Annotated in this window: 21 protein-coding genes and 1 pseudogene; 12 read left to right on the forward strand and 10 right to left on the reverse strand. The window is 33.1% G+C overall.

What is annotated here, in order from left to right; all coding sequences use genetic code 11:
- Positions 1 to 147: 147 nt before the first annotated feature.
- A complete protein-coding gene (locus AB0A59_RS01415) occupies positions 148 to 750 on the forward strand; it encodes a hypothetical protein (RefSeq protein WP_458745815.1) in 603 nt (200 codons plus the stop codon).
- 214 nt (positions 751 to 964) lie between these two features.
- Here the strand turns inward: AB0A59_RS01415 and AB0A59_RS01420 are convergent, their stop codons facing one another.
- Complete coding sequence (locus AB0A59_RS01420) at positions 965 to 1,423, reverse strand: SRPBCC family protein (protein WP_458745817.1); 459 nt, start codon at positions 1,421 to 1,423, stop codon at positions 965 to 967.
- A gap of 1,256 nt (positions 1,424 to 2,679) precedes the next feature.
- Here AB0A59_RS01420 and AB0A59_RS01425 point away from each other — a divergent pair.
- From AB0A59_RS01425 to AB0A59_RS01435, 3 genes are all read left to right on the forward strand, one after another.
- A complete protein-coding gene (locus AB0A59_RS01425) occupies positions 2,680 to 3,630 on the forward strand; it encodes a 6-bladed beta-propeller (protein ID WP_458745819.1) in 951 nt (316 codons plus the stop codon).
- Positions 3,631 to 3,753: 123 nt separating this feature from the next.
- Positions 3,754 to 4,464: a hypothetical protein gene (locus AB0A59_RS01430; protein WP_458745820.1), complete on the forward strand. Its 711-nt coding sequence runs from the start codon at positions 3,754 to 3,756 to the stop codon at positions 4,462 to 4,464.
- Positions 4,465 to 4,846: 382 nt separating this feature from the next.
- Positions 4,847 to 5,569, forward strand: a complete 723-nt coding sequence (locus AB0A59_RS01435; RefSeq protein WP_458745822.1) for a hypothetical protein — start codon at positions 4,847 to 4,849, stop codon at positions 5,567 to 5,569.
- Positions 5,570 to 6,264: 695 nt separating this feature from the next.
- On the opposite strand, the gene AB0A59_RS01440 is transcribed toward AB0A59_RS01435, so the two are convergent.
- Positions 6,265 to 6,798, reverse strand: coding sequence for a hypothetical protein (locus AB0A59_RS01440; RefSeq protein ID WP_458745824.1), 534 nt, complete (start codon positions 6,796 to 6,798; stop codon positions 6,265 to 6,267).
- A 617-nt stretch (positions 6,799 to 7,415) separates the two neighbouring features.
- Between AB0A59_RS01440 and AB0A59_RS01445 the strand changes: the two genes are divergently transcribed.
- Positions 7,416 to 7,733: a hypothetical protein gene (locus tag AB0A59_RS01445; protein ID WP_458745825.1), complete on the forward strand. Its 318-nt coding sequence runs from the start codon at positions 7,416 to 7,418 to the stop codon at positions 7,731 to 7,733.
- Between the two features lie 132 nt (positions 7,734 to 7,865).
- Here AB0A59_RS01445 and AB0A59_RS01450 read toward each other — a convergent pair whose 3' ends face one another.
- Positions 7,866 to 8,219 (reverse strand): hypothetical protein, encoded by a 354-nt coding sequence (locus AB0A59_RS01450; RefSeq protein WP_458745827.1) that lies wholly within the window; start codon positions 8,217 to 8,219, stop codon positions 7,866 to 7,868.
- Between the two features lie 773 nt (positions 8,220 to 8,992).
- On the opposite strand from AB0A59_RS01450, the gene AB0A59_RS01455 reads away from it, so the two are divergent.
- Positions 8,993 to 9,316, forward strand: coding sequence for a hypothetical protein (locus AB0A59_RS01455; RefSeq protein WP_458745829.1), 324 nt, complete (start codon positions 8,993 to 8,995; stop codon positions 9,314 to 9,316).
- Between the two features lie 227 nt (positions 9,317 to 9,543).
- Here the strand turns inward: AB0A59_RS01455 and AB0A59_RS01460 are convergent, their stop codons facing one another.
- Positions 9,544 to 9,720, reverse strand: coding sequence for a hypothetical protein (locus AB0A59_RS01460; protein WP_458745831.1), 177 nt, complete (start codon positions 9,718 to 9,720; stop codon positions 9,544 to 9,546).
- An 83-nt stretch (positions 9,721 to 9,803) separates the two neighbouring features.
- On the reverse strand, positions 9,804 to 10,595 hold the full coding sequence (locus tag AB0A59_RS01465) for an MBL fold metallo-hydrolase (RefSeq protein ID WP_458745833.1): 792 nt from the start codon (positions 10,593 to 10,595) through the stop codon (positions 9,804 to 9,806).
- A 332-nt stretch (positions 10,596 to 10,927) separates the two neighbouring features.
- Here AB0A59_RS01465 and AB0A59_RS01470 point away from each other — a divergent pair, with 332 nt between their 5' ends.
- From AB0A59_RS01470 to AB0A59_RS01485, 4 genes are all read left to right on the forward strand, one after another.
- On the forward strand, positions 10,928 to 11,125 hold the full coding sequence (locus tag AB0A59_RS01470; protein WP_458745835.1) for a hypothetical protein: 198 nt from the start codon (positions 10,928 to 10,930) through the stop codon (positions 11,123 to 11,125).
- Between the two features lie 112 nt (positions 11,126 to 11,237).
- Positions 11,238 to 12,104, forward strand: a complete 867-nt coding sequence (locus AB0A59_RS01475; protein ID WP_458745837.1) for a dienelactone hydrolase family protein — start codon at positions 11,238 to 11,240, stop codon at positions 12,102 to 12,104.
- 248 nt (positions 12,105 to 12,352) lie between these two features.
- Positions 12,353 to 12,757, forward strand: a complete 405-nt coding sequence (locus AB0A59_RS01480; RefSeq protein ID WP_458745838.1) for a hypothetical protein — start codon at positions 12,353 to 12,355, stop codon at positions 12,755 to 12,757.
- Positions 12,758 to 13,121: 364 nt separating this feature from the next.
- Positions 13,122 to 13,676, forward strand: a complete 555-nt coding sequence (locus AB0A59_RS01485) for a dihydrofolate reductase family protein (protein WP_458745840.1) — start codon at positions 13,122 to 13,124, stop codon at positions 13,674 to 13,676.
- A 37-nt stretch (positions 13,677 to 13,713) separates the two neighbouring features.
- Here AB0A59_RS01485 and AB0A59_RS01490 read toward each other — a convergent pair whose 3' ends face one another.
- Positions 13,714 to 15,207, reverse strand: a complete 1,494-nt coding sequence (locus tag AB0A59_RS01490) for a PQQ-dependent sugar dehydrogenase (RefSeq protein WP_458745842.1) — start codon at positions 15,205 to 15,207, stop codon at positions 13,714 to 13,716.
- Positions 15,208 to 15,492: 285 nt separating this feature from the next.
- Here AB0A59_RS01490 and AB0A59_RS01495 point away from each other — a divergent pair, with 285 nt between their 5' ends.
- Positions 15,493 to 16,176, forward strand: a complete 684-nt coding sequence (locus AB0A59_RS01495) for a DUF1259 domain-containing protein (RefSeq protein WP_458745843.1) — start codon at positions 15,493 to 15,495, stop codon at positions 16,174 to 16,176.
- Between the two features lie 355 nt (positions 16,177 to 16,531).
- Positions 16,532 to 16,984: pseudogene (locus AB0A59_RS01500) on the forward strand (DUF892 family protein); the annotation flags it as partial.
- Positions 16,985 to 17,315: 331 nt separating this feature from the next.
- Here AB0A59_RS01500 and AB0A59_RS01505 read toward each other — a convergent pair.
- From AB0A59_RS01505 to AB0A59_RS01520, 4 genes are all read right to left on the reverse strand, one after another.
- Positions 17,316 to 17,930 (reverse strand): LemA family protein, encoded by a 615-nt coding sequence (locus tag AB0A59_RS01505; protein ID WP_458745845.1) that lies wholly within the window; start codon positions 17,928 to 17,930, stop codon positions 17,316 to 17,318.
- Between the two features lie 45 nt (positions 17,931 to 17,975).
- Entirely contained in the window at positions 17,976 to 18,845 is an 870-nt protein-coding gene (locus AB0A59_RS01510) for a TPM domain-containing protein (protein WP_458745847.1), read from the reverse strand.
- A 115-nt stretch (positions 18,846 to 18,960) separates the two neighbouring features.
- Positions 18,961 to 20,877: a sensor histidine kinase gene (locus AB0A59_RS01515; protein WP_458745849.1), complete on the reverse strand. Its 1,917-nt coding sequence runs from the start codon at positions 20,875 to 20,877 to the stop codon at positions 18,961 to 18,963.
- 61 nt (positions 20,878 to 20,938) lie between these two features.
- Complete coding sequence (locus AB0A59_RS01520) at positions 20,939 to 22,063, reverse strand: BMP family lipoprotein (protein ID WP_458745851.1); 1,125 nt, start codon at positions 22,061 to 22,063, stop codon at positions 20,939 to 20,941.
- Positions 22,064 to 23,198 lie beyond the last annotated feature (1,135 nt).

Genomic DNA, 23,198 nt, shown 5'->3' on the forward strand with positions numbered 1-23,198 from the left:
CAAAAATTTTTTTATTTTTTATATTGCTACAGATTGTACATTATTTGAATATCAACTTCAAGACATCTCTAGTTTTCATTTAAATTGCCAATGGTGATTCTGCAATTGTATATTGTCATATTTATAATATGTTTAATAAATAATATTATGAGTTCAACTATTGATTGGAAGGATGTTATAAAAAAAGAGGCAAGAGGATTAAATGATGCTGATTTTGGCGAAGTTCAAGAAGTTTCTAATGGTATGGTTTTAACTCAAAAGGGTATAGTAAACAAGGTACTTTTTAGTATTCCGCAAAGTGTAGTGGAAAGTTATGATGGAGAGGTTCTTAGATTTAGGTTATCGGAGATTGAGGCAGTCGACAAATATCAGAAACTTTTCGAACCAAAATCTGTAGAAATTGAAACAAGTTCTGACACTGAAATTGACCGTGTTTCTACTAATACTGATTCAAGGAAAATTAATGCAGTAGTCGATGAGGCAATAGATGATACAATTAAGGATGTCCTCATTGAACCAACTAAAGAAGAAGAATTGGAAATAGAAAAGAAAGTAGAAAAGGAAGTTGCTGTATTGAATGAAGAATCGGGTATAAAAAATGAGAACATAAACTCGGTCTCTGCTCGTGAAACAACTCAGTCTGAAAATACTGTGAATCCTCCATCGAGGCAGGATAAAAAACGTTCAAAATTTTTAACAAAAGAAGATGAAGAAACACCACTAAAAAAAGAGGAGGCAGGAATCTCTTAAAATTTTTATCATCATCCTTTGTTTCAAAAATAAAAAAATTCTAGATTGATCATTAGAGATTATCTGAGTTTACCAAATAATGGAAAACCCCAATTAAATACTTCCTTATAGAATTGCTGCTATATCTTAATGGAATATATAATTATTCTAAATTTCTAGATTTTTATTACGATATAACAATGTTTTTTTATCTTGTCCTTAAAAAAGGTAAACTTCAAGGAGATTCTAGTTTTTGTTTTACTGTTTGTGCTGCTTGTTCAATACCTTGTCTTAGCTTGTCTTCAGCTTGGCTTCCAGTCAAAAAGTTTACTATTTTTCCAGTTTTTGGTAATTGATAGTTTATAACGTGTCTAACTAAGGTAGCTTTATCGCCATTACTTTGAAATTCTTGTATGCTTTCCCAAGACTGAAATGGACCTTCTGTTTGCCTTGTAACTAACCTGTTATTTTGATCTTTTTCTGTAACTTCAATAGTCATCTCTTCTTTTTTGCCCATGTATTGTCCCTCCACTTTCATTTCTACACCCTCTTCATTACTTTGACCAGAAATTCTTTCTGACTCTTTTATGATATCGCTAGGCCATGACTGTTTTATATTATCTGGATTTGTGTAATACTCAAAAACTTCGCCTATAGGTGCATTGATTATGATTTCAGCTTGAATTTTCGTCATACAATTCACTAGATAAAAAACTATATCTATTATATGGATTTGTTGGCATTGTAATAATTACAATCATCAGAATTATCTTATAAGATTCTTGGCATTTTACATCCATTTCACTAAAAAAATTTTTAGCATGTTATTTTAATAAGGGCTTAAGGACCATATTAGCCGAGTATATAGGTTCTATTGTATTGCATTATTGATTATTTCAAAAAATAAATATTTAGATTTCATTTATTTGATGTGAATCGAATAAAATAATGAACCTTTCTCAGCTACATGCTTTTTATATTTTCTTCGATTACTCGTCTAATCTATCTTTTTCCTGAGCAGTAAGATCTTGGTTGTATTATTCTAGATATGCTTTAAGATAAGTGACTATCCGAATTTACCTATATAATAATAGTAGATTCTCTTGGTAGAGAATAAAAGTAGCTTTGGCTTAGAACGTAGAAACTACATCGCGATTCAATGATATTTAGATACTATCAAATCTGAAAATCTAGATCAAAAATAAATAAGATTTTCTCCATACAATAATTGCACTCAGACTCATAGAATAGGCGTATCACAATCTTTGAAAGCGTATCTATTCGCAGACTCAAGAAAAGATAGGAAAGTACTAGAGGCTACAATCATGTGATAAGTATCTTATTAATATAAGAACGGTCCATATTGGTCTTCATTTGCCACACGACTACCATGATCAATGATGATGATTTGACTGATACTGTACTTCAGTTTGATATAAAAGCATGAGAAAGTTCCCTAAGTGAGCTTCTAATTGATACCTTTGGTACTTTCCTTTCTTCAAATCCTTAATGGTCTAAATATATTGTGATTCTCAAGCCTCTAACATGACAGGAATAATTAACATTACGACTCTAGTTTGTAGTAAGAGATCTAGATGGGTATTTAACATCTGCCCGTCCCTAAAGCATATATCGAGATAGACGTAGATGAGGAAGTATATTCTTTATATACTCTAAGTAGGATCATATTACGAATTCAATAAGTCGTCTAAAATATAACTAATAACGAAAAGTCAATATATATTCAAAAGTCATGATTTTTTTAATTTTTTGGGAATTTAACGTCTACTGCTAGCTTTTTATAAATAATAATTTTTATATTCTATGCTAAAATAATACACATATATAATAATTATGTAAGGATATATCAATGTGTTATTAACCATTATTCAAGAAAATTATATTTTTTAATTATTAAGATATATTAAAGGTAAAAATAAAAGTAAGACAATGTTAAAAAAGCAATTTTTGATAATCAGTTCTATTCTATTGGCTTCATTTTCAATTTTTTCTGTTATAGATGTGTTTGCTCAGAATCAGAGTATGAATTTTGTGTATTATACTAATTGGGGTTCAGCAGGTGAAGAAGATGGGCAATTTGGTGGACAGAATGATGTTGACTATTTTAATGGAAAGGTTTATGTTCCAGATTATGAGAACCATAGAATTCAAATATTTGATCCGGAAGGTAATTTTATAGCCAAATTTGGTGAAGGAGGTGAAGGCGATGGACAATTCCATAAGGCATCAGCTTTATCGATGGATTCTGAAGGTAACATTTATGTTGCAGATCAATTTAACTACAGAATCCAAAAGTTCGATAATAATGGTACATTCCTAACTAAATGGGGCTCTGAAGGTGCTGGTGACGGTCAATTTCTGCATCCACATGTTCCTGCAAATGATGCCGAAGGTAAGTTGTTTGTAACCGACAGAGATCATCCAAGTGTCCAAGTATTTTCAACGGATGGTGACTTTCTTTATAGATGGGGCTCTGAAGGTGAAGGCAATAGTCAACTCTCAAATCCTGAAAGTTCTATAGTGGATTCTCAGGGGAATGTGTATATAGCAGATTATGGAAATGACAGGATACAAAAGTTTAGTAACGATGGTACATACCTTTCTCAATGGGGTACCAAGGGAACTGGTGACGGTCAATTTCAAGGACCTTCTGGTCTCTCAGTAGATAGTAACGACAATATCTATGTTACTGATAAAAATAACAACAGGGTAGAAGTATTTACAAGCGATGGTCAATATATTACACAATTTGGTGGCGCAGGTGCTGGTGAGGGGCAATTACTTGATCCAGAAGGTGTTGGTGTCGACAAAGAATCCGGTGATGTATATGTAGCTGATACAGGCAATTCCCGTATAGTCGTATTCAAACCCACTGCATAGTTCTAATATTTATATTTTTTATAAAAATTCTAAATAGTAACATTGGCTACCTACAATATCAGATTAAAAGGTGTTTGGTAAATGAAAAACCATTTGCTTTATACTTGCTTGTTAATTATAACTTTGAGCTTTGCCAATGTGGTTGGAACTACGGTAACAGCTCATAACTTTAGTACAGACGACAATTCTACCTTCCTTACTCTTATAAATATGATATTAATCGAAAATCGACTCATAAACAATAGCTTTATCGATAGTTCATCTGATACATCGTTGCATACTAACTATGTTAAGAATATTAACGAGATAATTGATGATATTCTTGTAAGCGAAGACTCTTTGCTTATTGATAGTGATCAGTTCTATAACAATACCATAATTGCAACAATGATGGCTAATCTGGGAGATGAAGTTTTGAGAAAATATGGCTATGCCTTTGGCATTCCTTCAAACATTATGCTTTACATGAATTTTTCAGCCGTAGATAATTTAGAAAAAAACGTTATCAAAGATTTGAATTCAGAGGACCGTTCTAGTCATGATCCCTTCGATATAGATAATGCGGGCAATTATTCGGCTAATCTTAAAGATAAGTCCCAGTATTATGATGCACTGGAAACATCCAAAAGGATGATAGAAATTTACGAAAATGACTTGGAATCCGCAGACACATCCATGCAAGTTAATAGCTCTTTATCCCTTTTAAAAAAGTCATTAAATGATCTTTATGAAAACATATACAATTATAATAACCCTTCAAAGATTATGGAAATTGTTCATGGCAAAGTACATCCGAATTTGCAATTAGCATTCAATCTCACATTGAAACGATAAAAGCCCGATAGATTGTTTGACAAGACCGAAAATATATATTTCCAAAGATAGGTGATCCCCAAAACAACATGTGTGTACTTTTACTCTATTGATTTTAAAAATATATCGTGTAACTAGTTAATGCTAATCAAACAAGCTACTTATATAATCATGACCGTGATGCAGAAGTTGAGTCAATATCAAGAATATTTAGGAATTATCAAATAATGGGGCTTTCCTTGCAATTTCTAACATATCCTTGCAATTTCTAACATTTCCTTGCAATTTCTAACATATCCTTGTTAACATCAAATCCTACATATTGCAAGTCCAAATCTAAAAGATATGGATGCGATTTCAAAAAATTTAATGTTGATCCTATCTGTATATTATTATTGATATTATGAAAAGTCGTCAATCGATAATCAAAATAAGTATCTTAATTTCTTTTACTTTATCAATCGTTATATCCCTTGTTATTACCTATAAAAACACAATACAAACTAATAGTAATTGTAGTATTGATTGCAATAGTAATATTGGCTTGTCCTCTATTATTAATCCAATGAATTTGACAAAACAACTAATCAGCAGTACGGTTGACCCTAAATATGATACTCAACTGGTCTCTCTTGGTAAATCTGTACAAATGCCTGAAATCCATGGTTACCATGATATTATTTCAACTCAGATCAGTAAGATGTATGGTAACAAATTGCTTTTAGCCATTAGTTTAGATGATGATCCGAATAAAAATAAAAAATACGAAACAACATATCTTTGGCTAATAAGTCACATTGATCCATTGAATCACAGAAACCAGATATACACCATAATTATTCCTAACTTTGGCAGTGATTCTAATTTTCAAGCTGAAGGCTGGTACTTAGCCATATACGATAACGTCAACACCAAATATATCTTACCGCTATCAAAGCTAGGTAAAATGACCAATAATAGAGTCGAAATAGCCATCGATCCTATATTTATTGGAAATAACCTCGATTTCAACTACACAACAGCAATTATGATTAGAGTAAACGATACTTTCCTTGTTAAACCACCAGATTTTCTGGTAGACTCATCTCCAAACGATAATGATTTTTGGTCTAAATGGTTTCTTTGAAATATGGTCCTCCTCTCACTTAGTATACTCCATATCACTTTTGAAGTTGAATAAGCTGGATTGGCGATATTATCTCGATAAAGAAACAAACATATCTACAATATAAAGAATTTAATAGTATTAGAAGAATAATAAAATGAATAAGGATAGAATTCATTAGTTACATAATTTTAATATTGATTACGCACTATCATATGTTTTTTAAATGGTTTTGTTCTACAAAAACATGGGAATAGGATTGACGTTTTAATCACTAATTTTACCAGTCTTTAGGTGATAAACAATATTAAAGTGCTTGAATTCAAACCCTTAATCAAGAAATTGTAGATAGGGAATAAAAAATTCATGAATAAATTATTAAGCTACTATTACGTCCTTTATAACAATGGTGGAACTTGTATGCGAGACATGTTATTATAAAGGAGATAAAACTGAATTTGAGGCGAGTAGTGAATACTGTAAAGAATGTCTTAGTGATCACGCGATGTGTCCAAAATGTGGTGTCCCTTACCATTCGGCTACTATCACCGATTAAAATAAGACTATGCCGCCAAGAATTATTTGAATTCCATACAATTAACTGGCCCTGTCGGCTTCAAGACGATATTGGTAGGCAAGGAAGGTTGCAGTAGGGGAACTAGCAACTATGAATGAATAAAGGACTTAAGGGTAAATAATTAGCGAAAAACTCTTCCTCATTCCCATAACCATATTTTCGACCAATTAGTTCCATTGTTACCTGACCATGTAATGTAAAGACCTATTTGATTATCTAATTTTGAAAATATTCCAACAGGCTCGGTAGAATCAAAGATTATTGCTCCTTTATACATGAAATTACCTTCACCGTCAGCGAATCCAGTGTCTGTTGATGTAAAAGTTATAAATTGTCCATCCTCTGAAAATATAATACCTTCACCTTCACTTAGATATCCTTTAGCTGAATATGTTAAGACGTAAGTTCCCTGATCAGTAACATTACCAATTCCTTGCATAAACCCTTTGTGTGTATACGAATCCTTGGTTATCGGAGGATTAGAACTGAGTACTTCAGATCCGATATTATTAGAACTTGTTAATTCATAAAATGGCTTACCAAAGATCGAGGCAAATGCAGCTATTTCTTCAGAATGATTGAAATAAGATGGAGTAAGATTGGTCAAATTATTTGATATGTTTGAAACATTTTGAATTTGATTAGTGGAATTTGCTATTTGTGTTGAGGTCATTGTTAGGATTAATATTGTCAAAAATCCAAGTAAGATAAATATTTTCATATTGCACTTGTGTAATAGTAAGTAAGTATAATGACCTATTATCTTATGACTATTAAACTAAACAGATATTATTGATCAAAGTTAGTCGGAATATGATTTAGAGCTGTAATCAAGTAGTATGTTATAGCAACCCCTCGGTAGGCTTCGAAACCATTAGGTATGAAATCTATTATTTTATTTATCTATTTGTTGATTACAAGTGTACTATATACTATATGTTAACAGTCATAGAATAATTTAAGAACTCAATTTTTTCGTTATTCAGATTCATATTCATAGATCAAACTTATTGAAAAACCGAGGGTCCTAAAGTAAATAATGATATACAGGAAAAAACTAAATATATTTTTCTATTCCAATCTCCCAATAATATGATATTAATAAGAATACCATAATAAGTTGTAAAAACCATGAAGTTATCTATCTCAAAAGTGTTTTGATAATAATGTCTATAATAATAAGCTGATTCAAATCACAAGTGGATTTGAGAAAAGTAATAATAAATAAAATAGTAATAGTACATTAATGGACAACACTAAATAGAAAATAAAAATGTTCTAGTTATAGAAGTGAATCGGACATTCACTAACAAAAATACTAATTCAATTTATCTGAAAGTGGCTATTACCGAGCCGATATTACTAGCATGCATAGACGGAGCATCATTATCTGAAATTCATCAAAGTGTACATAAGACAATACCGACTACTGAACGTATTGTAAGAAATTATCTATTCTATCTGATAAACAGTTTTTTAGTATCCTATAAGGGGATCATGAAAATGTATTTTATCACACCAAGGGGCTTAGATATGTTAGAAATAATTTATTTTCAACGAGAAAGAGAAATTGCACATTATGCCGATCTTACCATTAAGATAGAGTAACTAATAGCATTACAATCAATTAGTTGGGATCGATTTGATTTTCACCTTCTTTGTATTTGTATATTAATTGAATCTGTGTAATTTTTAATAATTATACAAAGTTTGGAAATCAAGTTTTATGGGAAGGCTAATTTACTTTCCAAAATATGCTTTGACATTTGGTTGGTAAAGATAGTAAATGACAATTCCATTAATAATTATTAGAAATAGTGAACCAACATGTCCAACAACGATGGAGCCTATACCCACTATAATCGCTATGCCGGACAATATCAAGGTAATGATCCATGCCCAGCTTGACCCATTCCACAATCCATATGCAACAGCAAAATAAGCTAGTCCAATTATAAAGAGAGCTCCCGCAAGAATTATGCCCAGTATGGGTATTAAAGCTAAAACCGTCAATCCGCTTAACAAGGATCCTATGCCCCCAATAGCAGCAAGTATCGCAATTATTGTAACACCGAAAGGTCTGTATTTTTGCATTCATTATGATTAATGACCATTACCTTTTAAACTTGAACTTGAAATTTGGTTTGGCTTGGTTTGGTTTGGTTAGTGTAGGATAGGATAGGATAGGATTATGGATTTATCACATGTAAAGAAGTTGAATAATTTTTCTAATATCTATCACAGTTAAATAGTAAATTAGGCTGTATCTATGAGCAACGAAGATTAAAAGAACGAGGCAAAGATTTGCTTATACTCTCCTAATCCATGAGAAATTGAGTTACTAATACAGATGATATTAATTGGATGAAAAGCCGCTTAAGTCCGATGTCATTCCATACTGGTGATGAGCATTTAAGATACAAGAGACTAAATCCAAAAGGTTATCTAAAAATTACATAAAAGTACCGATTTCGGATATTCAATGTTTCATAGTATGGGATCAAAAGAAATAGATGACTGGCATTATTTTAAACTCCAAAGAGGTCATAATACAATAATTAGGAAATAAGAGGAACTATCTGGATTATTGCTAAATATCTAAATGATGATTAGTAGGTATATTTATCATATTTGCGAGATGTTAAGCTACGACTGTGCCTGATGTATTAGTAATAGATGTACTACAAGTCTAATTTTATCTATAATTTGACTTAAATTTATTAGAGTTTGTAGTATTGCTGGGAATTATCTACTCCTTTTTTGTTTGTTAGAAGAAAATGTAGTTATGTTACTTTTGGAATAATCCTTAGATAAACCAAATTACTTTAATACCGAATGTTAAATACTATTCTATATTATGTTTATAAATGCGAAATTCAAGTATTAAATCAGAACTGCTTAAAAAATATTTTCGTACGTTATCCATAAGATTGGTTCTAATAATTATTGTTTCAGGATTATTAGGAATTTCGTCTTTTGATTTGACCTATAATAATATAACCGCACAGACTCTTCAAGAAAAATGTCTTCCAGATATGGGAACAAACGTATCAAAGTCTAACTGTTTCTCAAACACTCCTACTGAACCAACATATAATGTTACGAATACTGACAATGCTAGACCACCATCTGAAAGTACGACTACCTATTCTAATAATACAAATACAAATACAAATACATCTGCTAGATAATCTAAACACTCACAGCTCCGGTACAAATACCGTTGCGACAGCATAGGAGTCAACATTCTTATTATATAGCTCAAAGCAGTTGTAGACCTCAATTGCGTTTTTTTTGCAGCGGAGGGTCCACTTTTTTAGATATCGTAATATTGCCTTCATGAATTTCTATTATGCAATTATATAAAATTTTAAGAAAAAATAGAAACGGTTATAGAATTAAAGTCTTTAGATCAGTCTTAACTTGTAAAGTGAGGCATTTTTACAGTTTCTGGATTGATACTAATGCCATATATTAAAGATGAGTTACCAAAATGATAATCAACGCTTTCAGGATTTATCGTTATCATAAATACCCTATCGTTATTTGATTTTTGAATAGTGGTAGGAACGTCAACAGCAGGACCCTCTCTCAAACTTATGCTTCAGTAGATAGCATGACTAACATTTGGTAAAGTGTCAATAGTTGAGAATGGAAGAGCCGAAAAAAAGTGTAAAGCTAATCTACTCTTTCGCTAATTATCATTCTTTCGCAATGCTCATCTGTCCATACCCCTACTCCATCCAGCTTACCTTGCCATTCCGCTTCTATCTTATCGGCGCACGATTTAGTAAGGGCATTAAAATATGCCTCGGTAATCGCGTTAGTGCCATTTATACCTTGAATGACTTGTGTGCGATTAACTTCAGTTAAGGCTGCCATAGCGTTTTCGCGCAGGTCGTTTACGTATTCTTGCTGGACTACAATATCTTGCTTTGTCCCGGGCTGACCATGTCCACCCACGAAAACGTCAAATTCCAAAGCCAGTATCTGGTCAATAGAGTTTATTAAGGTAGGGACGTCGGGAGTAACGCCTAGGTGTTTCCACAGGAGGCCGCCAGGTACAACATTGTCTACTGCCATCAGAACCTTATGTTCAGGGAGATAAACAAAGATGTTACCGAGTTGATGGTATGGACCAGGATAAATGAGCTGGAGGCTTTGGTTGCCTATTGTTAAGTTCATCTCCTTATTGAAATTCATGTTCGGCACAGGTCTATCCGTGTCATTTCTTTCATTCAGAATTTTGGCAGTTTCATTGTGAGCGATTATTGTGACATTTTCAAATAGATTTGCAGCTCCTATGTGGTCTTTGTGGGCATGGCTGTATATCAGATGGGTAATAGGCTTATCTGTGACATTCGACACCGCTGCAAATATCTTGTCACCTATCCCTGGCGGCGCGTCGACTACAACGACTCCTTCCTGAGTTACCAAGAACATGGAGTTGGATCCACCTGCAGATACCACGTATACACTCGGCTTGATTTCTAGCAGCTCATAGTCTGCAACCTGCGAGTATACAAGGTTTGAGAAAAGGCTATAAAAGAGGATAAAAGCGAAGGCTATTAAAGAATACCGAATTATATTTGTGTTCATAAAGAATATTTGCCACCGTTACTAATAAGCATGTTGTTGGACTCCATGGTGTCATCTCGACCTTGTTCTGCTATATATAAATTCATAGAATCGTTTAGTTATCTAGGATTCTGTTTTAAAGTACAGATTTCATACCAACGAGCCGGCTTTCTCAATGATAAAAAAACCTATCTTCATTTTGGTATCGAGAATTGTACATCCTAATGAATAGTCTAAGAAAAGAAGAGGGCATAATTAAATCAGTAACAAGATTTATGACCTATCAACAACCTGGAAATAAATCTAATAATATTTTTTTAAATGATTGTCTGTCTTATTTCTTCGATATGGCAGTTTTTAATGGTTATATCTATTGGAGGAATGTTATACCTCTTCATCCTCCTCCTCATCCTCCTATCTAATCTATTATATGATTTCGAATTATTTGAATCCATGTAAATAACGGGTCCGGTTAACAAGCTCGCAAAGCTCTTTTGCTATATGGTTAAAAACAATGGTGTTTAAGGTTTGTTTATGAAACATTATATCATTTTTTCATTACTGGCACTTTTGACTGGTGCCTCCATTGTTGCTGCACCAACTCAAAATGCTTACTCACAAGAAACTACTGGCCTGTCCGCAATGACCCTAGTAAACTTTGGTAACGGAAATTCTACTGTTACTTCGAATCCCCAACCAACAGAAAACAAGACGGTCACGTATTTTGGAGGAAATACTACTGGCTATCTGGTTTATCCGAATCAAAATCAAAGCGGCGAAAAAGCAAAACTTCCAGCTGTAATTCTGATTCATGAAAACAAGGGATTAAATGACTATATCAAAGAATCAGCCGATCTTCTTGCCAAAAACGGATATGTGGTATTAGCAGTCGACCTTTTTAACGGGGAAGTCGTCACCAACAACCAAGAACGATCAGGGGAGTTGACTGGAGCAATAAGGGAAAATCCAGACCTTGCGATACAAAACATGAAAGCGGCTGTAAACTATTTAAAATCCCTTGACAATGTTAATCCATCAAAGATAGCATCCCTGGGTTGGTGCTTTGGAGGTCAACAATCATTGCAACTGGCCATTAACAGCAAGGAAGATCCTCTAGCAGCCACTATTATCTACTATGGCAGACTAACCAATGATACACAGGCGATTTCAAATATTACATCGCCAGTTCTAGGAATATTTGGAGGCAAGGACCAGTCAATTTCCGTTGACTCTGTCATGCAGTTCCAAAAGGCCTTAAATGACACTGGAATAATAAATGAGATTTATGTTTATCCAAATGTGGGTCATGCTTTTGCAAATCCATCTAACGACAATTACACCCCCACAGAAACAGCGGACGCATGGAAAAAGACTTTGGACTTTCTAAAAAGAAACCTGTAATCTTGATGATAAATAGACATACGTGTATTTTTACGGAATAAATCCAAAACATTCCATATTTTTGTTTGATCAAAATCCTGGTTAATCTTAAACAGCCAAAGGCATGTAGTTTCCAAGTTCACCGAAAAAAGCGTGTAGAAGAACAAAGAACAATCTTACTAATAGAATCCTTGCAATTCACTTAGAACCAAAATATCCTATTGAAATATTGTAATATGCTCTAATTCAATAGTGAATGTGTGGTAATATTGTTATGCTCATCAATTGTAAAGCAAATTAATTTGCTATCCTTAACTACTTTGCTAGATAATATATGTATCATGTCCGTTCCAGATAAAAATTATACCGACCCAACTAATACCGGAGAAGACTCTAAACTATCTCGAGTAGGTGATAAAACTAATACTCCAGCCATAAATGAAGCTACCAATAGAGAAATTGTTGCCAAGATGGCCAATTTATTAGAAGGATTACAATTTCCTGCTACAAAAGAGGATATAAAAGATTATTTGAATACCAAATCACCCGCAATGGGTAATCGAATTAACGATGTTATTGAAAAGGTACAAAACAATCTAGAAGAAGACGGAACAAAATACCAAGATGTCTACGATATAGCAAGAGCTACAGGATTAGTTAAGCAGAATATGTAGGTTCTAAAGCAACACTAACATAATCTGGGTTAGAATTTATTGACTTAGTATTTAATCCTATCAAATAATATACATATACAAATAAATCAAGTCTAAGCCCGACTCTTTTTTTAGATCAAACGTCATTGTGGGCTTCAGGTGATATCAGTCCTTTAGGCTGAGTTCTGTTCCATTTAGAAACTTCTAAATTACTATATCCAATCTTCAAAAAAAGGGAAGATCGATCTTTAAGTATTATTAACGAAAATATGAATATGAATATGAATATGAATATGAATATGAATATGAATATGAATACTGAAAGTCCGAAAATCAATTCTGGTAGGTCAAATACATTTATTGTAATCATTTTACAAAGGTATCAATGGTAAAAGTCTCTGTTTTTATTGGTACTAGTCTAGACGGATTCATTGCAAGAGAAGATGGAGATATAGGTTGGTTGGATGCTGCTAACATGAAAGTAACTCCTGGAGAGGATTTTGGATTCAGTAGTTTCTTAGAATCTGTAGACCTAATAATCATGGGAAGGAAAACTTTTGAGCAGGTCATAACCTTTGACAAATGGCCATATAAAGACACTAAAATAATTGTTTTGACCTCAAAGAATATAGAAGTCCCTGAGAAATTAAAGAAAACTGTAACAATATCTAACACCCCATCGCCGGAACAATTGATTAGAGAATTGTTTGATCAATCTGTCAATCACATATATGTAGATGGCGGTATAGTGATTCAAGATTTTTTATCAGCAGGGTTGGTTGATGAAATTACCGTTACTATTGTACCAATACTTATAGGAAAAGGAAAGTCATTTAGTAGATTGTTACCAAAAGATGTAATTTTGCATCATCTAAAAACAACAATTTATGATTTTGGTTTTGTTCAAAATAAATATAAGATCAATAAACAAGAACAATGAATAAACTTGATAAAGATAATATTTGAAATAATTGCTATTACTTTTCTGTTTGAGTTATTCGGTATATACTTCCATCAAAATAAGTTAATATATATAAATTTCCATCCGGACCTGTTTCAATATCCGTAATTCTTCCATCAAACCCTTTAGCAAATATAATCTTCTCTAATTCATCTTTATTGTCTACTACTAAATCTTCTAGTCCTCTTTCATTTCCCTGATCAAGAACACTATTATTTATATCAATTCCGGACCTATTTGAATCTATTTTAAAGAAATACAAGTTCCCATTATTAATGTCTCCTACGAACATATTATTTTCCAGATCATCACCTAACAATGAAGAATCTAAAAATTCAATGTCTGTAACCCCAACAGGCACCCTCCAGCTAAATTCTGGATCTGAATAGTGAGAGCCATTCAAAACAACAAGATCAGAAACTGAAGTGTTATTATTTCTTTGAATAGGTCCCATTATTTTAGACCATCCACTGTTAAAACCCGGTTGGACTAGGTTAATCTCATCATAGTTATCCTCCCCATTTTCAGTATTCCATAGTATCCCAGTCAGCGGATCAATGTCCAATCCGAAACTGTTTCTAATTCCATATGCGTAATAATATTCTGTCAAATTAATTTTAGTATTGTTAGGATTGTATGGATAGAACGGATTATGAGATGGTATAAGCGATTCAGTAGATGGATCCACCCTAATAATAACAGAGGAATTATTAGGTATAGAAATGGATTGATTTTTTCCTTGTGGATAATTTTGTAGTATATTATTTATGGTCGTGAGGTCTCCTATTACTGCATATAAAATACCTGATTTATCCATATGTATTTTCCCACCGTTGTGAAAAGGCCCCGGTTCTGCAGGCATGTCCATTATAAGCCTTGGATTTAAGAAAGTACCTATCCCATCCCAGGTATATTCATAAACCCTGTTTCGGGTAGTATGGTTCAAATCCTTTTGCTGTACTCCAATACTATTGTTATACTCCGATTTGTATATTTTCTCGGTAAAATATAAGTAAATCACATAGTTGGAATTATGACCTATTGGCTCATGAAAAGAGGCTGATGCGTCTTTGCTGAAGATGGAATGGGAGGTTGAACTAAAATTTAAATAACCTACTGGGGTTTCTTTTTTGGATTCGTATTTGCTTGAGGAAGTAATTCCCAACAAACCCTGTTCCTTTTCATTTGAAATGTTGTTTATCCTATAAATAGGATCTTCTTGCAGCGTGCCATTAGATATAATGCGAACATTCCCTTGATCCTTTTCCGATACCAATAGAGTATTATTGTCTACAAAGATCATGCTAGTGGGAAACGACAAACCCTCTACATAGAGATCCACGTTGACTCTATCCTTGTAATTTGGACTAATTTCTATTTGTTTCTGGTTTTGTAGTGGATTTAAATAACTTTCAATAAATAGTGAAAAATCAAAATCAAAATCAAAGTATTTGAATACAACGACTGTTATGACAATTAAAGCAATTAAGAATATAACAAGTCTCTTCATCCAAATACCGTACTAAATATGGATATCTTATGTATTTATTTTATTTTATTAAGATTTCTTCATTATTTTTTTCCTTTGCTGCAGAGAGTAATCACTATTACTATTGAAGGGATAAAAAATGAATAATGATATGTTGTTTCATAATTGAGATGCTAGGTGAAGAATTCTAATAAATTTATATTATAATGAATACAAAGAATTTCTAAAGTAATAGATATTCCTAATTATAGTACTATATTCACTATCATATTAACATTATAATGATGAAAAATCTCAAACATATTTATGATTTTTCTGATTGTTGTTGGATTAGTAATAGTTCCTGTAATTAGTATGAATCCTATAAATAGTGTTAACGCTCAATCACAATCTGCAACTTCACAACAAACTTCACAACCTCACTCCCAAAACAATAGTAAGGCACAAGTAGGACAAGTATTTACCTTCAACGAAAAAAGTAAGCCTGCTAACGATCCAGAAAAGTGTGCTGCATTAGCAAGCGAAGTAAAGGGAAAAGCAATACCTGATTATAATTTATGTGACGTAGTTGTATATAGACAAGCTCCTGCAATTGTAAGACATGACGGCTTAGTATTAAACAACTTCTCTGGAATAGGACACTATATTGAAATGGTTCTTGCATCAGTATTAAATAATACTGCGATGTATGCTGGTAATAGTAGTAACAGTAATGATAATGCTACCAATCTCAAAGCTGGATTTGGAGAATTTGCATTGATTGATTCTGAAGTAATTCCTGTAAGAGAAATAATGCAAAAGGATAACTGGACTGAAACCGCATTGCATCACCACATGTTAGGCGAGACTCCAAAGATATTGTTCCTACACTGGTCAGTAACCGGAGATGCAAATGATCTAATAAACCAAGCCAAGGAGATGATGATGCAAACAGCAACTTATCAAAATCTCTCAGAAAATAGCAAAACTCCTACATCTACTGGACCATAAATCCAATTTTTTTAAAAATATTACAACTCATTTAATATCTTATTAGAAAATTACTATTTTAAAATTCATAAATTTATTGTAGTGATTCTATTATTTTTAACAATGTATACAAACAAAAAGATAATGGTCCAGTAATTCAGAGATATCTAACGATTATTTATAAAGAAATAATTCTGTACAAAATATTATCCAATAAACAGTAGCATAAATAACTAGATTTGCTCGGTTTATAATGTATAATTTCAATCAATTGGTATAAACTGTGCATAACAGTCGGTTAAATAATATGTTATTTCATTTTAAGTGTGACGAATTCAAACACAGATAATATTAATAAACAAAATTTACTCTAGAATTAAATACTGCATTAGCCATGGAAAATGCTGAATTAGAGCGATTACAAACAAGGATTCAAGAGACAAGCTTAGCAGATGTCAAACAACAGTTGCAACATCATTTACAAGAAACAACAGAACATCAAAAGAGATTACAGCAATTGATAATCGATATGGGTGGTCAAGCAACACAAGAAAAATTAGGACTTCCTTTACTAAAAATTCCACAAGATATGCTGGAGATGATGAATAATACGATGACTCAAAATGAATTGGAGCTAAAAAAGACTGAAGAAGATCTAATTATAGAGAATACAGAACTAGGATGTTACCATATGCTTATACAGAAGGCAAAAATTGCTGGTGTTAAATTTCAACCAGCTGTAAATACTTTGTCCCTTAATATGCAAGATGAGGCTAAAATGATTGACTGGATCTGGAGCAATACTTCAAATATGATGAGGCAATTGTGACCAAAAATACAGAGGCCCCCACGCCTTCCAATGATAACAGCAATAGATGAAGAGATGATATTGATTATCATCTATAACAAGTTTATTTACTGACTAACTTTTTAAAATCTATTCCAAGGTCAGCGAGGATTATTAGGGCGGCATGTCTTCCGGAGGCCAGTGAAACACCCGGGGCCGAATGACTTCTGGATCTACACACATATGCATTATCTATTGCTGGTATTTGTAATTATATAATTGTGATATTGGATGGACGTATTGATGCAATTTATGAAATTAGGATTTTTGGATTTATTTATTATTATTATCACTACTACTACTACTACTATGGTTATAGAGTTAGATTCACTTGTGGAACACTAATTTTAACTAATTGATTTGCCTGGAATTGCGGTAGTTCGGTGAATCCCCATGGTTTTAGTCCAACGAGCCCGTTATTATTGTAAAAAACATTTGGGAAAACTTTCAGATAAGTGTTGTAATCTCTAACTCCGTCATTATAATAAGTCCTTGCAACCGTTATTCTATTCTCGGTTCCTGCTAATTCGTCCATTAGTCTAGTCACGACCTGATCCGATTTCAAAGAAGGATATGCCTCATAAGTTAATACAATCCTACCAAGAGCACCTTCAATCAAATTGCTTAACTGGTTTTTTTGCGAGATATCGCTGCTTGAAGTGGACATCCATTGTGTTCTCAATTTAGTTATTTCATTGAGAGTTTGTTGTTCAAATTGCATGTATCCCCTTACGGATTGAACCAAATTAGGGATTAAGTCATATCGTCTTTGCAATTGTGTATCAGTATCTGCTGCCAACCTCTTTACATTTTCATTTTTTGCTAAAGCAGCATTAAATCCAGAAAAGTAGGTAACAATGAGTATGACAATGATAATTACAATAAGTACCACTATACCTAAGGCCACTGCTATACTCTTGCTTACCACTTTGTTCCTCTGTCTAAATTGACATTACCATGCTATAAATAAACATTATCGTCCCGCGCCTCCACCACTAGAGCGACCCCCACCGCCCCCACCACCTCCAAATCCCCCTCCAAATCCACCGCCCCCACCACCACTACTCCACCCACTTCCACCACTCCCTCCGTACCATCCTGCTCCTCCATAGCTTCCCCATCTTCTCCAGGCTCGTCCTCCTCTTCGAAAAGATAGTATTAAGACCGCCAAGAATATTATTACGATGATAATTATTCCAATGTAGTCTGCTTGAGACTGTTGCTGTATTTCTCTTGTTAGTTTGTAGTTCGGATCATCGTTAGAATATCCAATATATTGTCCCAATGAAACTACCGTATATAAAAGACCCTGATCGAGTAAAGTAATATTTCCATTTTTAGCATAGACATCTTTTGCAGGGACTAGATAAGTGTCCAATATTTCTCCTGCAATGCCATCGGTGATGTTACCTTCAAGTCCTCTACCAACCTCAATCCTCATGGAACCGCCCGCTGAGTCAGGATTTGAAGAAAATAACACTAATATACCGTTGTCCTTTGCACCCTTGCCAATTCCCTTTATTCCATCAAGATATAATTCATTAAATATATAATTTGAAAGTGTATCTCTTTCCTGAATTTCTTGTCCGTCTTTCATGATGCCGTGTCCAGTAAAACCTGGAATAGTATACACAATAACTTCAGCTGTAGTTGAGTCATCTAATTGACGAAGATAATTGTCTAACAAATTCTCATATTTTTCATTTATGATTCCAGCCCTGTCATAGATATAATGAGTACGAGTTCCAATCGGCGATGCTCCAATTTGCAATGATTGCAATGTTGATCCTATTAATAATGAGATGAAAATCAGAACGGATACAAAGACCATAAGTTTGGACAATTGAACGTTTATAGCCACGTCTATTTAAAAATGTTAATTATAAAGTTTGATTACTGATAGATTGAACAAAAGTGCCTTACAAAATGAGTTAAAATGATATCAATGTTTTATTTATCTAATTGTTATTTAGAATACTACCATCGGCTTTTGGTAAACTAAAGATAAATGTGGCGCCAACTCCATCTTTATTGTTAAAGGCCCATATTCTACCACCATGTGCCTCAACTATGTTTCGAGCAATATATAATCCCAGACCTGTTCCTATTTCTGAATCTGTGGCAAACTTTTCAAATAATTTTGGCATAATATGAGGGGAGATTCCTTCACCTTTATCTGAAATGCCTATGAGAACGGATTTATTTAAGTCACTAATGGGTTTATCATAGTTCTCTGTAGTTTCGTTAGGATGATCATAATCATTGTCTTTTAGTCGAATGTCTATTATACCATTGTTTGGGGAGAACTTGATTGCATTATCAATTAAATTAACTAAGACCTGATTCAATCGCGCTTTATCGGCATAAACCCAACAGTGTTCTTCTAATGCTAGGTTAATGAAATTGATTTTAATATTCTTCGCTTTTATTTTTTGTTCTAGTTGTAAATTATTTACTTCATTAATTTCCTTAACCAAATCTATCCTTTTCTTTTGAATTTGTAAACTATTGTTTCTATTTGATTCAATCCTAGCCATATCCAGTAAATTCTTTATCAGGTCATTCAATCGAGAGGCATTTCTAGAAATGGCCTCAAAATCCTTATGAAGATGGATGACATCGCTTGTTAATTCTTGATCTTCAATTACTTTTCTATGCTTCAAAATATCATCAAATAACTCTTGATCTAATTCTGTATACCCTATTATAGCTTGAGTGGGAGTTCTAAGTTCATGGGCTGCAATATTGATAAACTCTTTTTGCAATTTGTCCTGAACATTCAGTTGCTCATTAGATGTTTTAAGGCGTATATTTGAATCTTCTAAATCCTTTGTTCTTCTTTTAACTTGTTCATTTAGTATGCTATTTAGTTTTACTAAAAATAAAACCAAAACTAAAATGGCAGCTGTAATTCCCGCAATCAACAAAAAAAACTTTGATCTTTCTTCAGATAAAGTCTCATTGATATCATTGTAAACCGATGCGGTAGGTGTAATTATGAAAACAAAATATCTGGGTTTTTCATCAACAGAAATGGGGTATCCAGTATTCAATCTTTCTCCAGTTCCAAAATCATATATGGCATAACCACCAAATAGTTGACCCGCAAAAACATTTTGATAATAATTATTTTGGATATCATTGAAACGGAAAAAGCTTTGAACTTCATCACTGAATAAACTCTTTCCTAAAAAGTTTGTTCGAGGTGTGGATATATAATTTGAATTTCTGTCGTATGTTACCAAAAATTGAGAATCGACATTATGTACATTTCCGTATCGTGCAAAGAAGTCCACAGACGGTATTTCCACTCCAACCATTCCAAGGTATTCATTACTGTCTCTATTTATTATTGGAAAGGTCAAAGCTATTTTATGTGTGCCATCAATTCCTTTAAACCCGTTTGAAAATACAGGATTTAAAGTACTCCTCGTTTCATTGACATACTCTCTTAGTGAAATATCTATGTTGACAAAGCTCCTTTGTCCTTCTGATACTTTATTATACGTTATTATATTATTCTTATCTGCAATAAAAAGCCCATCGATTTTACTAATGTTGTTAATTTGATTAAAGCGTTCTACTACTATATTTTCAACTTTGTCTCCATACAATTCATCCTGTTGTAAATAACTAGAACCAGATAAACCTTGTAGAATCGATGATATCAACCTAAGATCGGAACTAATGTGTTCTGACAATGCCTCTGTAATTTCTATCTGATTATTTCTATATTCTTGAAAAATACTGTTTCTAATATTCTGCTCTCCGATATATTGTTGAGAAAATAATAATGAATAAAATGCAGCAATTATAAGTATCATTGAAATAATGATTATCTGTTTTCTTCTGCCAAATAGGTATCCGTTATCCATCTTTAAATCACTTCTGTAATACTTTTAGAAGGATCAGAAAAATGAGTAGTCATCAAGGATCTTAACCTACATTATTAGCAAGATAGTTTCCATTGCTATTGGAATTGGAATTGGAATATCTTTCTGGTATTTTGATATTGTCGTTGATGATATCTTCTTTTAACAGTTCGAGCCGTTCCTTGACGCCTTCTGGAACCGCATAATCAAGATTATGGAATGGAGCTATATACACGATGCCGTCTCCAGAAGCACCCTTTTCTGATTCTAGCCCTGGTTTAAATATTTTCCCAGTGAAATTGCCTGTTTGAATCGATTTAATAACTTGATCAAATGCCTTTTCGGTATCTAATACAAAAGATGATAGTATAGTTTCAGGGGCTAACTTATTCTGGTCAGAAATTGCACCAAGAGCATATATTCCTCTTTCTTTAGCAGCTTCAATAACCCCGAAGCCAGATGTATCAGCCACATGTAATAGAATGTCTGCCCCTTGGTCTATTTGAGAATTGGCTGCTTTTTTTCCTTTGGTGGAATTATCCCAATCATCCAAATAGGTGACAAGTACCTTTACTGTAGGATTAACATCCTGTGCACCTTCTTTATATCCTTCGTAAATATTAATTAGGTTAGGATAAGGTTCTCCGCCTACAAAGCCAATTATCTCAGTTTTTGACATCATCGCTGCAAGTACTCCCAATAGGTATGTTCCTTCTTGTTGCATTGGATAGATCGAAGCTACATTACTGGAGTTAACAAGTCCTGTAAAAATTACAAACTTTGTTTTCGGATAATCTTTACCTACTTTAACTGATGGTTCTCCCCATTCAAAGCCATGCGATATTATCAAGTCATAACCTATCTTGGCATGATCTCTCAAAGTTTCTTCTATCTTTTCAATTGGAACGTTTTCTTTAAGATCAACTATATAAGAATATTTTTCCTGTATTGCCTGTGCCGCATTGTACCCGAATGCACCCCACCCTGCATCACTAAATAATCCATCCGTTAGAAAAGCTATTTTTAGTTCTTTTTCATGATTTGATGTAGTCTGATTCGGTAAGGAGGTGATTATGGAGTTTTCTACTTTTATCATATTGTCAATACCAAAAGCGGACATGCTAGAAGAGAAAATGATGGATACTCCAAACGTGATGATAGCAAGCATAAGGAGTATCTTAATTTGCAAAGGTATTTGTTATTTGTCTAATTTTAATGTATTAATGTTTGTTTTTGATTTTTGACATCATTTGGACATCCTTTATGTTTTAATCTTTTCCCTTTTCATTTGATTCCACAATCCTTTATCTAGGCAATTCCATTATCATTGACTGTTTTATCCATTTTATATGGGGGTAGAATCCCTCATGAACAGCTTAATATGGATACATAGATCTACTATTTCTTTGATTTAGGTATGCAAAATATGGTGGGATATGACGGCAGATTTTAGACTGATATTTTCAAATCCCTAGCTATATTTTCATAATATTTCTTTATCTTTTGTTTTTTTGCAGTTAGTGTCATGTCTGTATTTTTGGATACTCACTCAGTTCTTAAATAATATTCTCACACCATATACGCCACCTGGTTTTCAGGCTGACCCGAAAACTTTGATGATTTTATTAAACCAACATGAGCCAAAAGAATAACGAAATAATTCCTCAAATCAAACACTTACCCTACATTATTCTTATTCAATTGGAATAGCTTTTTTGAATTTATAAAATGAAAAGACCAATAGATCTTATATATTCCTCATTCTTGTTCTTCGGCCGACAATTGATTGCATTCTTGTGCCATAAAATACTCACTCGTGGTTTATGAATAACTCTAGCCCAGGGTCTCAGAACTAGGCTTGTCCAAGGCTTATAGTCACCTCTTTCAGCAATTTACCCTCAGAAAATAACTAAAGAATGACAGGGTTATTAATAACCCTTGGTAGCCTCGGTAACTTTACCTAGCGTTTTCTTTTTCATCATTTAAACAAAACTAAAAGATACGTGAGCTGCCTTTGCTATCTTCTGAAAATTATTGCCCTCTTACAATAATTTCATTACTAACCTTTGTTTGTCATAAAGAATCCATCGTCATAAGACAATTAGTATTGGGTTTGTTTAAAAAGAAAATAAACTGCTACAAGAATTACTGATGGATACTATTACTACTTTAGTTGGTTTTTATGCTGTCGTCCACAACAGACAAATAGATATACTGAATAATCAGTTGCCTTTTATTTTTTTATGGTCCAAATAAAATAAACTGACATAACAATCATCTGATTGAAACGAAAAAGTCATTTAATCCACATATTAGTAGACGAG

The sequence above is a fragment of the Candidatus Nitrosocosmicus sp. T genome (assembly GCF_054408485.1).

Coding starts and splice junctions, on each gene's coding strand:
- AB0A59_RS01450 (WP_458745827.1), bottom strand. CDS start 8,219: ATGCAAAAATACAGACCTTTCGGTGTTACAATAATTGCGATACTTGCT.
- AB0A59_RS01470 (WP_458745835.1), top strand. CDS start 10,928: ATGAATAGTCTAAGAAAAGAAGAGGGCATAATTAAATCAGTAACAAGA.
- AB0A59_RS01475 (WP_458745837.1), top strand. CDS start 11,238: ATGAAACATTATATCATTTTTTCATTACTGGCACTTTTGACTGGTGCC.
- AB0A59_RS01415 (WP_458745815.1), top strand. CDS start 148: ATGAGTTCAACTATTGATTGGAAGGATGTTATAAAAAAAGAGGCAAGA.
- AB0A59_RS01420 (WP_458745817.1), bottom strand. CDS start 1,423: ATGACGAAAATTCAAGCTGAAATCATAATCAATGCACCTATAGGCGAA.
- AB0A59_RS01440 (WP_458745824.1), bottom strand. CDS start 6,798: ATGACCTCAACACAAATAGCAAATTCCACTAATCAAATTCAAAATGTT.
- AB0A59_RS01455 (WP_458745829.1), top strand. CDS start 8,993: ATGCGAAATTCAAGTATTAAATCAGAACTGCTTAAAAAATATTTTCGT.
- AB0A59_RS01515 (WP_458745849.1), bottom strand. CDS start 20,877: ATGGATAACGGATACCTATTTGGCAGAAGAAAACAGATAATCATTATT.
- AB0A59_RS01435 (WP_458745822.1), top strand. CDS start 4,847: ATGAAAAGTCGTCAATCGATAATCAAAATAAGTATCTTAATTTCTTTT.
- AB0A59_RS01425 (WP_458745819.1), top strand. CDS start 2,680: ATGTTAAAAAAGCAATTTTTGATAATCAGTTCTATTCTATTGGCTTCA.
- AB0A59_RS01495 (WP_458745843.1), top strand. CDS start 15,493: ATGATTTTTCTGATTGTTGTTGGATTAGTAATAGTTCCTGTAATTAGT.
- AB0A59_RS01485 (WP_458745840.1), top strand. CDS start 13,122: ATGGTAAAAGTCTCTGTTTTTATTGGTACTAGTCTAGACGGATTCATT.
- AB0A59_RS01490 (WP_458745842.1), bottom strand. CDS start 15,207: ATGAAGAGACTTGTTATATTCTTAATTGCTTTAATTGTCATAACAGTC.